The organism is Arcicella sp. GW458-12-2-14-TSB2 (assembly GCF_059423785.1).
On the sequence record NZ_JBWKYN010000182.1, the window covers coordinates 1 to 11982 of the forward strand.

Below are 11982 nucleotides of genomic sequence, written 5' to 3' on the forward strand. Positions count from 1 at the left end.
GTACAGGGTTTTATGGTTTTTTAAAATGTACGTAGATTGACAAAGATAACGTTTTTTAATCTCTAATTTGATATGCCAGTACCGTTAAAAAGTGTTAAGAATTTACCAAAATGATAAATGGGGAGATTAATATGAAAAAAAGTCAAAAGAGAAATACGTTTACTTCATCTTTTGACTTTCTGTGTTAGTTTACTACTTTCTGTATTTCGTTTTCATTAACAGTTACTGGATACTTTGATTTTAGTTGATTTATCCAGTTTTCTAATAACTGTTTTTGGTAATCTCTGGTTATCTGACCACGAGCTTCTTTAAAAGTTTTTGTTCTAGGTTCTTCTACTTTCAAAATATTGATTGAAACGAATCTGCCTTTTAGGTTTAGGTTTTTTTCACCCACCGTCCATTCTACATCTTTTAAATATTCGTTTTCATCTTTCTTGAAAAATCCTTCTTCGGCAGTAAGACTATTTGGTTTCAAAGCATTGAAACGCTTAACAACGTCTTCCATTGAGTCTGATAAAAATCTAATACCTACTCTGCTGTTTTTGCTTCTATCAGTTTTCGAGATAGGCTTATACTTTCCATCATCTTTTTCGATGATTCTCATCGGAGTAATGCCACTGTTTATTAAATAGTTTACAGATTTTTTTGCTCTTTCTGCCGAAATATTTTCAGCTTCTTCGGGGTCAGAATTACCTGTTACTTCCACTATATAATCTCTATTTTTCAATAGAATAATATTTAAATCATAAAGCATTTTCTGAGCATCACTAGAAAGCACAGACTTATCTTTTTCAAAATAAATATCAGGGAATCTGCGATTCATCGGATAAGGAGCTTTCGCCAACAACGTTTTTGCTTGTTCTAAAGTCTCTTTACGGTCGCTAGAGATTACTTTGGCTAACACTCGGTGTGTGTATTGATATTGGTCGATGTGCTGATTGTAGAATTTTACTAGTGCCAATGAATCCAATGATTTTTCATAGACGTTATCATTCAGCATCTGTTTTTGCAGGATACCTTCTCTGTAATCCTGAATATCAGCACGGAACTCTGGGAATTTTATCTCAAGATTTGATTCTTCGTATCTAAGATTTTGATTCTCCACAAAAAGGTCGTACCAATCTTGTGGTGTTTTTTCATCAAGGGCTTTTAGTTTGGCTAATTGGCGTTGATGTTTCGTCACAAAACTATAAAAATCTTTTACCGATGAGCTTGTCTGATTGATAGTGAAGAGTTCTTTAGCCAGATAATCTTCCGTGCCGATTCTATCTTTATAGAAGTTTTCGATGGCTTCTTGCTTTACCGATAATATCTCTTGAAAGTTATTATCTTTTTGCAAACGCTTTACTAAATTATTCTTGATAATGATATTACGTGAAGCATCAGCTGTTATTTTCTGACGAATGAAAGGAGCCATCTCATCATATTTTGGCAAACTTTTCTTTTCAACTAACCTGAAAATATGCCAACCTAAGGAAGTTTGAATGGGCTGTGTATAATCGTTCTTTTCCTTTAAGGCAAAAACTGTTTCAACAATTTTTTGGTCAATCAGTGTACCTGCATCCCAAAATCTGTTCATTACCCCACCATTATCTTTGGTACGAGTATCTTCAGAGAAAACTCTACACACGCCTTCAAAAGGTTCATTTCTTTTTAGGTATTCGTAGGCCTCATCTATTTTTTTCTTAGCCTTTGTTGCTTCTTCTGACGAAGCAGAGGGCGAAAGACTTACAAGAATGTGGGCTAGTTTTACTTTTCCTCTAAACGAGTGTCTATCTAATACCTTTATCAAATGAAATCCTTTGTTGGTTCTAAAAGGATTAGACATTTCGCCTTTAGGAGTATTATAAGCGGCGGTTTCAAACGTATAATTATTTTCTAATACAGAGAGGAAGCCTAAATCTCCGCCTTTGGCTGCAGAGTAAGTATCTTTGGAATAAGTTTTTGCTAATTGGTCGAACGACTCTCCTTTGGTTATCCTAGCTCTTAAACTTTTCAATTCATTGTAGGCGGCCATTGTATCGGCAGGACTAGCATTTTTGGCCAAGGGAATAAAAATCTGAGCTACCCTTATTTCCTCACGCATTCTTTCATACGATTCTTGGATAAGCTTTTCTAAAATCAATTTATCTACTAAATATGGGCTAGCCAATTCTTTGCGGTAGGTCTCTATTTCTTCACGAAATGCACGCGTAGTATCTTTCCCCATACGCTCGGCAGCGTATACGATTAGCTTATAATTAATGTAATTATTAATAAACTCTTTCTGATTATCTTTTCGGACACTATCGCTTTGAGTAAGCTTTTGGTAAGTTTGGGAGAATTCTTTTGAATTGATAGTTCTATTCCCGATTTTAAGGGCATAATTCTCATTTTGAGCTTCGGCAGTGGTAACCGTTATCAATATTAATGCAATTAGCCTGTATATTCTGGTTAGTGATTTATTCATTATTTTCAATCTTAATTGTTTGAAGCAATTACTTCCAAACCTTTGATACCCCTAGATTTTATTCGCTTCAACACACAAAACGTATAAGTACATGGTACCTTATGTAACTATTAAATGCTTATGTTTATTGTAAGAGAATGACAAAAATATAAATAAAAACCCAGCAAAGTATTATGTCTATTTTATTAAAAAATATACATAATTTTATAAAATGCTGTTTTTTAGGTGCTTATGGTAAATGGGTGTATTAAATCAGCGTATTTTTAACTCATAAGTGAGTTTATACCGAAAAGTGTTCTTGAAATGCTCTCCTTCAAAGACTAAGTTGACGGGATAGGTATTTTGGGTAGTAGAAAGAGAATCTAGTTTTAATTCAAAGGTACTTTGTCCTAATAAATCGTCTTGGTCAAAACGCTCTGCAACCTTCAATCCTAAGCCTGCGGCTTGTAAGCTAGCGAAGACGATGGCAAGTGGGGTTTCATATTCAGCGATGTTGATGATAGTAGCTGGTATTTTTGCTAATCCTCCAAAATTATTGATTTTATTGATGGTTGCCATTGCTTTTTCATAATCGTCAATCTCCATCAAGATAACAGAAGATAACAATTTGCCATTTTCTGGAACTGTTAATTCTATCGTTTTAAATTTATCAGCCTTTACAACTTGACCTTTCTTTACGCTTTCAACGCCCCAAGAATTATTGATAACTTTTAAGATTTTCTTGTTTTCATCTACCAACGTAAGGGCATAAGTTAAAGAAACCTCATCAGCAAAGCTTAGGTCTTCTTCCAAATCAATCGCTTCAAGTGATTTAATCGTCAGTTCTACAATTTTATCTTTCTTCACTACGGGTGCCTGAGTAGTGGTAGCGCTAACAACTTTATTGCTCTTACAAGCCGTAAAGCATAGATAAACAGCTATTAATAGGATAAATTTACTATTAGCGGCAGTTTTGTTCTTGAGGAAGGATATTGTTATCATTTGGTAAATCATGGTTTAATAATTCAAAATAGGGCATTTCTATGCTTCTTTGCAAATTTTCTTAGCTACAATCCTTAAAGACTCCACTTTTGGATGAATCAGAGGCTGATAAATGATGTTAATACAATGTGTATTCTAATATTATTTAGATGAAAATGCCTCATAATCAATAAAGTTAGTGGTGTAATTTAAATAAAACTCAATTTATAAAATATTGGTATTTACCAACATTTATTATTGTTAGATAACCCAAATTTGCAATATAATTTTAACCTCCTAAAAGATCAACGATATGAAAGGCATAGCTAACAAGCAACTGATAGAACAATTAGAAAATAGGATAGAGCTTCATTTAAAAGAAAGCATTGAACTTTTTCAAAACCTTCATGAGAGTGTTTTACTACACCCTGCGAGTAATGGGGGGTGGAGTATTGCTCAATGCCTTGAACACTTGAATAGTTATGGACACTATTATTTACCCGCTATTAAAAAAGAGTTGAGTCCCCAACAATCTAATCATCCAAATTTAGTCTTCAAGAGTTCTATGTTGGGGGCTTACTTTACACAATTGATGGAGCCAAAAGAAAAGATGATGAAGATGAAAGCTACCAAAAGCCATAGCCCAGCAACTGACTTAGATGCCTATGCCGTAGTAGCCGAGTTTATTGCACAACAAGAGGAACTTTTGAGCTTATTAAAACAAAGTATTGAAGTAGATATGAATGCTATCCGTATACCAATTTCAATTGCAAAATTTATACGATTGAGATTAGGAGATGTATTCCAATTTTTAATTGCCCATAATCACCGCCATATTTTACAAGCCAAACGTAATTTATACATTAGTTACAATCAGCCTGTAGAAGACTAAAATTTACTGTATCCTCTAAATCCTATTTAATATATGAGTGTGTAAATACGCTAAAAAAGAATAAGCTCGTTATACGATGATATAACGAGCTTATCTTTGGTAAGTCTATCTTTAACTTTTATTATCAGGCGTTTTCTGTAATAAACTGCATTTTATGCAAGCTTGCATACCAGCCATCTTTTTCTAAAAGAGCTTCATGAGTGCCTTCTTCTTTGATTTCACCCTTATCTAAAACTAATATTTTATGGGCATTCTGAATCGTTGAAAGTCTGTGAGCAATCACAATGGCCGTTCTGCCTTTCATCAATTTAGCAATGGCATTCTGAATCATCTCTTCGGTTTCAGTATCGACTGAAGAAGTAGCTTCATCTAAAACAATAATTTTAGGGTCGTGTACTAAAGCCCTTACGAACGAAATTAATTGTCTTTGTCCTACAGAAAGGGTAGCCCCTCTTTCCATTACATTATAGTCGTAACCATCAGGTAATCGGTCAATAAACTCATGAGCACCTACTAGTTTGGCAGCCTCAATGATTTTTTCTCGGGTAATACTTTTGTCTCCAAGCGTAATATTGTTTTCGATGGTATCTGAAAATAAAAATACGTCTTGTAACACTACCCCAATCTTGCTTCTCAAACTATTCAATTCATAATTTTGTAAGTCGATATCATCCACCCATATTTTACCTTTATTGATTTCATAAAAGCGACTCAATAAATTAATGGTTGATGATTTACCCGCACCAGTTGCTCCGACTAATGCAATCGTTTCGCCTTGTTTTACTTCAAATGAAATATCTTTTAATACATATTCTTCGTCATTATACGCAAACCAAACATTTTCAAAACGAACATTGCCTTTTAACTGATCAGCTTTGTAAGTACCGTTATTCACTACGTATTCATCAGATTCTAATAGCTTGATAATCCTTTCAGTAGAAACAATACCCATTTGAAGCGTATTGAAACGGTCGGCCAAGAACCGAATAGGGCGGAAGAACAAGTTCATAAACATGATAAAGGCCGTAAGCGTACCCAAAGTCATGTCGTGTGTCAGGATTTGTTTTGAACCAAACCATACAATTAAACCTGTGCCTGCTGCTAAAATCACATCTGCTACAGGGAAATAGACTGAATATGCCCAAATAGAACGAATATGTGCGTCACGGTGTACTTCGTTGATAGCATGGAATTTATTGTATTCTATTTTCTCTGAATTGAAAATTTGTACAATGTTCATCCCTGTGATGTGCTCTTGGACAAATGAATTTAAGTTGGCAACTGCCAAACGTACTTCATTAAAGCTTTTCTTAATATATTCCTTAAACAGGTAGGTTGAAACAACCATAAATGGCACTGTACACAGACAGATTAAGGTTAGTCGCCAATCTGTCCAGAACATCACGCCTGTAATTAATATCAATTGTAAAATATCCCCAGCAATAGCTGCTAATCCTTCTGAAAATACATCATTAAGTGTTTCAATATCCGATACAGTACGGGTAACAAGGCGCCCGATAGGAGTATCATCAAAAAACTTTAGTCGAAGGGATAATATTTTCTCATATAATTCAACACGGATATCACGAATGACGGTTTGTCCTAACCAACCAGCCATATAAGCACTAACAAATTGAAGAAAGCCCTGTAACAACAATACACCTATCATCAACAAAAGCATGTTGGTAAGCATAGGGTAATTGCCTGCTACGATATAATTATCAATAGTATGGCGAATTAATAAAGGGTTGAGGGGTACAACACAAGCAGCAACCATGATAATAAGTACCAAAGACCAGAATCGTAATCGATAAGGGGAAAGGAAACTATATATTCTTTTAAGGACTTGAATGTCAAATATTTGGCCGCTTTTTTCTTCTTTTCTCATTTAATATTTTTAAAGAATTGAGGTGGTTTTCAATACTTACTTCAAAATTAACATAAGATTTTGTGGAATGGTTTAGAATGGTGGAAATAAGTAGTAACAAAAGTCCAGTTTTTTGTCATTATTTTAAGCACCGTAAAAGTCGAAATCAATACCGTATTTCCACTGATTTTGCAGGGTATAAATACGGTATTTTTGTTTAAAAACCTTTAATATGTTGATTTTGAGTAGGTTGTATAGATTAGCCTATTGTGATATTAATGATAAAATGGTAGCTTCAAATAGTTAAAACAAAATAAAGTATTCACAATTTAAACCCCTGATTATTATGGTAAAACTTTTTGTAACTCAAAGTAGAAATTATGATGAGAGAATTGATGACTTATCAGTGATACCTGTTGATGAAGACCCTAACCTAGGTGGAAGAGCTTTTTCTGGAGAAGAACTTGCAATAATGATAACGGAATTCTCTAATGAAATTATTGCAAATGCCTTTAAATTTAAAGCTTATTTATTTGATAAAGATAGTATCCAAAGACTAACAGACCAACCTGGTTATGAAGGTCTAGCTATTTACTTCGTTAAATATCTTGGGAGAATATCAGTAGCTTTATTTGCAATTGATAAAAATAATGAACCAGTAATATATACAAGACAAAGAAAGGTTAATGGACAAATTATCATTGAAGAAGGCATTTGGGGAGAGGAAGATGGCACAGGGCATCCACCAAATAAAATATATGATACATTAAAAATATTACAAAATACATAGTTACTAATATAGTGCCTCTAAACATTTTTGTGTAGAGGTACTATGTTTACAAATGAAATTTTCAAGGGATTTTAAATCAATTAGTTGTATGTATTTACAGATTGTTTATATCATTATTGTGATAATTTGCTTTTTTGTTTCATTGATGAATCAAAAATATCATGAGAAATACTTTAAAGTATTTACTTTCTTATTGTTTATTATCATAATTGTTGAAACAAGTGGATATACAATCTTCAGGTTATTCAAGATAAATAATCAATTTTTATTCCATATTTATGGACCTATTGAGTATTCCTGCATAGCTTATATTTATTCTTCTACTTTTAAAAATAGAATAGCAAAAAAAATAACCTTATTTTCAATTTTTATATTCATTATATTTTCAGCATTTAGCTCTCTGTATCTTCAGACTTTCACTGATACTCCTTATAATTTCCTTTTAAGGTGCTTGCTTATTATTGGGTTATCTCTATTTTATTTTTATGAATTATATCTAAAGGATGAGATCATAATTTTGACTAAACTACCCATGTTTTGGATAAGTGTAGGTAATTTCTTTTTTTATGCGGGTAATTTCTTTTTAATGGGTTTAATAGATACTTTAGAAAGAATGCACTCAGATTTGGTAAAACCGTTATTTAATATAAATACCATTCTTAATATATTTTTATACGTTATGTTTATTGTAGGATTCTTATGCAAAAGAAGATAGATGACATATTGTTGGTTTTAGCTTTTGGAACAATTATTTTCATTGGTCTAACTTCTTTTATTGTTGCTTTTATTATTCTCTTCCAAAAACGCCAAGCCAAACATCGTGAAGAAAAACAAGCGCTTAAAATCGCCTATGAACAAGAGATTCTTACCTCTCAGTTAGAAGTACAAAATCAAACTTTACAAGAGCTTTCACAGGAATTGCATGATAATATTGGTCAGTTACTTTCGGTAGCTAGAATTAATTTGAATGTAATGGAAGAGGAAATGCCTGATGATGATGGTTATATTAAACAAACTAATGAAATTATTAACCAATCTATCAACGATTTACGTGCTTTAACCAAAAGCTTAGATGGTGATTTTGTTCAACAATTTGGTTTAGAAGAAAGTCTTTCCTTAGAAATGGCAAGAATTCGCAAAACCAAACGCTTTGTTACTGAAATTCATACTGTAGGTGAGCAATATTCGCTTGGATATGAACGAGAAATTGTTTTATTTAGGGTATCGCAAGAAATTTTAAATAATGCCCTAAAGCATTCTAAAGCTAAAAACCTTAGCATTTTATTGAGTTATTTGCCTGATAGTTTTGAATTGTGTATTAAAGATGATGGACAAGGTTTTGATATAGAGGCCATCCAGCAGAAAGAAATAAGCCAGTCGGGAGCTGGATTAAGAAATATTCAACGACGAGTAAAACTAATTGGAGGAACATGTAGTATAACCTCTGAAATAGGAATCCAAACCCAGATTAAGATAACATTAAGCCACTAAAATTATAAAGAATGAAATACAAAATCGCTATTGTTGATGACCACACTTTGGTTGCCAATGCTTTGGCAGGTTTGGTTCAAAAAATGGAAAAGTATGAAGTGATGTACGAAGTTGCTAATGGGAAAGAGTTGATACACCACTTTAAATTAAAAATGATACCAGATGTTGTGCTATTAGACATCAATATGCCTGAAATGGACGGTTATGAAACGTCATTATGGGTAAAGAATAATCATCCAGAAGTAAAGGTGATTGCCCTTTCGATGTATGATAAAGAGGAGGCCATTGTTGGAATGTTGAGAAACGGTGCCAGAGGATATTTATTAAAAGGATGTAAACCGTCTGAACTAAGAATTGCTTTGGATAATGTGATGGATAAAGGGTTTTACTATACTGAATTTGTGACAGATAAATTATTGAAAAGTTTAAACCCTGAAAAAGTTAAAAACCCTATTAAAGAATTAGGACTTAGCGACCGTGAATTAGAGTTTGTTCGTTATGCTTGTTCTGAACTTACCTACAATGAAATTGCCAGTAAAATGTGTTGTGCCAATAGGACCGTAGATGGATACAGAGAACAGGCTTTCTATAAGATGAATGTGAAATCTAGGGTAGGAATCGTAATTGAAGCTATTCGGTTGGGAATAGTGGTTTTATAACATTAAACTTTTCTATTAGTCATCAGCTAATTAGAAATAGAAAGAAATTTTAATTACCCATTTTAAAGTCCTGTTGAGAGCAATCTTGACGGGATTTTTTGTCTTATGCAATTTGAAAAACTAAAAGGTCGAATGTTAAGGAAGTATTAGTAGATTAATAAAGACTATTATTAATTTATTTTATCAAAATGAAATAGAACTTTTACGATTCAATTATGCTTTAATTTGTAGGATTATACTTCACAATACTATTTTATCAATAATTCTCTTAAAACAATCTCCTTGAAAAATTTATTTAAAAATTACAAAACTGACCTAATTGCTACTTTCCGTTTGTCGCTACCCATTATTGCTGGTCAGCTTGGTATTATGATTATGGGTTTGGTAGATACTATACAAGTAGGCCGAATCGATAAAGGTGCGGTAGAGTCGCTAGCAGCAGCAGCAGATGCGAATGGTATTTTGATTAATATTTCTATTATTGGATATATCTGTTTGCAAATTGTTTCTCCTATGGTTTCAAAAGCCAAAGCCGAAAAGGATTTTGCGAAATGTCATCTATTATTGAAATCAAGTTTATGGGTGGCTATCCTCATGGGTATAGTTTGCTCTATTGCAGTAGTGGCTTTTGGTCTTAATATGGAAATTTTACAGCAACCTCCGCAGATTAAGACGCTTACACAAGAATACTTGTGGATTATGACTGCATCAACCATTCCAGCATTTCTTTTTTCAGCAATGAAGAGCTTTACAGATGGTCTTTCGCATACGAAAGTAGCCATGAATATTACATGGACTGCCTTATTATTGAATATTGTTCTGAACTATTTTCTAATCAATGGTATCTGGATTTTTCCTACTTTAGGTTTAAAGGGAGCGGGTTATGCTACCTGTATTGCCAGAGTATACATGCTGATTGCTATTACTTACTACGTTTTTCGTTCTGGAAAATTTAAAGATTATTTGGATGCTACGCTTCGGGTAGATGAAATGTCAGCACTAATCAAAAATATCCTGAAAGTGGGAATCCCTAGTGGTTTTCAAGGATTTTTTGAGATTGCCGCTTTCTATGGGGCTGTTGTAATGATGGGTTGGATAAGTATTGAGCATAAAGCTGCTCACCAAGTTGCTATAGGGTTTGTTTCACTTACTTATATGGCATCTACAGGTATTGCGACCGCAGGAGGTATTAGGGTAGGAGCGGGAGTAGGAGAAAGAAACCGAAGTGCTATTTTTAAAGCTGGTACGGCTGCTTTATTGATGGGAATAATCTTTATGAGTATCTGCGGAATATTGATGCTTAGTTTTAATGATTTTTTTGCGAGTTACGTAAAAGATGAAGGCGTAATTGTACTAGCCGCTCAATTAATTATATGGGGTGGTATTTTTCAATTGTTTGATGGCGTTCAGGCTGTAAGTATTGGTATTTTAAGAGGAATACAGGATGTAAACGTTCCTACGCTCATTACCATCTTTGCTTACTGGGGGGTGGGCTTGCCTTTATGTTATGTTTTAGGGTTTGTCTATGATTTAAAACACATTGGTATTTGGATAGGCTTAACGCTAAGTCTGTTGGCTTCGGCAAGTTTACTAAGCTGGAGATTCTACAATAAAGTAGGCAAAATGGAATTATAATATTGTAGCACGACTTTCCAAGTCGTGAGCTAAAGGTTAGTGACTTTTTCAATTATTTTGTAAATTAAAAGTGTAAATCATACTGTTTAATGTTGAAAATAAACTAACCTTATAATGATAGATTTAAAATTTAATTATCCCTCTGTTCCTACAGAGATGGATTTAATCAAGCAATACTTTACGAATGACTTTGTCAATGAACAAAAAGATTTTTTATTATTTCCTCCCTTTCATGGCGATAAAAATACGATTGATTTAGGCGCTTCATGGCTAGGTTTATCATCTGAGCTTTTCCCAGACATCGTTGATATTGTCATGTGTAATAGTGGTAATCAGGCATTACTCTGTTTATTGCAGGCTTGTCGGAAACAATATGATTCAATCATTACTGAGCCTTTTACGTATGTATCCTTTAAAAGCATTGCTTTAGAAAATAACTATCAATTAATACCCTGCGAAGTTGATAATGAAGGTATTACGATAGAAGGCTTGGATGCGATTGTGAAAACCACTAGAAGTAAATTATTGTACATACAGCCAACCATACAAAATCCTACGTGTGTGGTCATGCCTATTGAAAGAAGGCGTCAGATAGCTGAGTATGCGAAGGAACATAGCCTTTTAATTATTGAAGACGATGCCTATCGGTTTATGTGTGTCAATCCTCCGCTTAGGTTTTTAGATTTACTGCCCGAGCAGACTATTCATATTTATAGCTTGTCTAAACCCTTTAATCCACTGATTAAAACTGCTTTTGTAGCCCTTCCGAAGTATTTGAAAACAAATGTGGCAGATTATATCAGGATGTCGTCTAGTGGCAATTCTTCCTTACTTAGTGGGTTGACTAGCTATTTATTACAAACGAATGCTCTTCAAACAATTATAGAACAAAAACAAGCTTTGGCAGAAAGGTTACAGAATATGGTAACGCCACTTTTAGAAGGACTTATCTATCGAACAAATCCTACTTGTAGTCATATTTGGATAACTTTACCTGACACTATCAATTCAACTAGATTAGTAAATGATATGGCGAGTAAACAAATAATCATCACCAGTGGAAATGAATTTGCCATTGATGAAAGCATTGATGGCGAAAAATATATTAGAATAGCTTTGGGAGGGGAGAAAATTAAAGAAAGGTTAACTAATGCGGTAAGAGTACTTGTAGCGACGATTAAAGAATTAGAGATTAATTAGATACGTAAAAATCTTTCTATTAGGGTGCGACTTAAGTCG

The 11982-nt window shown here is 33.6% G+C and carries 9 protein-coding genes; 6 read left to right on the plus strand and 3 right to left on the minus strand.

What is annotated here, in order from left to right; genetic code table 11:
• Positions 1-184: 184 nt before the first annotated feature.
• The gene (locus AC07XN_RS20200; protein WP_494744348.1) at positions 185-2449 is read right to left on the minus strand and encodes a peptidylprolyl isomerase; all 2265 of its coding nucleotides are present in this window, start codon (positions 2447-2449) and stop codon (positions 185-187) included.
• A 252-nt stretch (positions 2450-2701) separates the two neighbouring features.
• Complete coding sequence (locus tag AC07XN_RS20205; RefSeq protein ID WP_494744349.1) at positions 2702-3430, minus strand: hypothetical protein; 729 nt, start codon at positions 3428-3430, stop codon at positions 2702-2704.
• Between the two features lie 292 nt (positions 3431-3722).
• Between AC07XN_RS20205 and AC07XN_RS20210 the strand changes: the two genes are divergently transcribed.
• Positions 3723-4301 (plus strand): DinB family protein, encoded by a 579-nt coding sequence (locus AC07XN_RS20210; RefSeq protein ID WP_494744350.1) that lies wholly within the window; start codon positions 3723-3725, stop codon positions 4299-4301.
• Between the two features lie 124 nt (positions 4302-4425).
• Here the strand turns inward: AC07XN_RS20210 and AC07XN_RS20215 are convergent, their stop codons facing one another.
• Positions 4426-6189: an ABC transporter ATP-binding protein gene (locus AC07XN_RS20215; RefSeq protein WP_323247754.1), complete on the minus strand. Its 1764-nt coding sequence runs from the start codon at positions 6187-6189 to the stop codon at positions 4426-4428.
• A gap of 325 nt (positions 6190-6514) precedes the next feature.
• Between AC07XN_RS20215 and AC07XN_RS20220 the strand changes: the two genes are divergently transcribed.
• The 5 genes from AC07XN_RS20220 (at position 6515) to AC07XN_RS20240 (ending at position 11943) form a co-directional block, all read left to right on the plus strand.
• Positions 6515-6958, plus strand: coding sequence for a hypothetical protein (locus AC07XN_RS20220; RefSeq protein ID WP_494744351.1), 444 nt, complete (start codon positions 6515-6517; stop codon positions 6956-6958).
• A gap of 699 nt (positions 6959-7657) precedes the next feature.
• Positions 7658-8449, plus strand: coding sequence for a sensor histidine kinase (locus tag AC07XN_RS20225; protein WP_494744352.1), 792 nt, complete (start codon positions 7658-7660; stop codon positions 8447-8449).
• Positions 8450-8460: 11 nt separating this feature from the next.
• On the plus strand, positions 8461-9108 hold the full coding sequence (locus AC07XN_RS20230) for a response regulator transcription factor (RefSeq protein ID WP_309911997.1): 648 nt from the start codon (positions 8461-8463) through the stop codon (positions 9106-9108).
• 282 nt (positions 9109-9390) lie between these two features.
• Positions 9391-10743 (plus strand): MATE family efflux transporter, encoded by a 1353-nt coding sequence (locus AC07XN_RS20235; protein ID WP_494744353.1) that lies wholly within the window; start codon positions 9391-9393, stop codon positions 10741-10743.
• Between the two features lie 114 nt (positions 10744-10857).
• Entirely contained in the window at positions 10858-11943 is a 1086-nt protein-coding gene (locus tag AC07XN_RS20240; RefSeq protein WP_494744354.1) for an aminotransferase class I/II-fold pyridoxal phosphate-dependent enzyme, read from the plus strand.
• Positions 11944-11982: the final 39 nt, after the last annotated feature.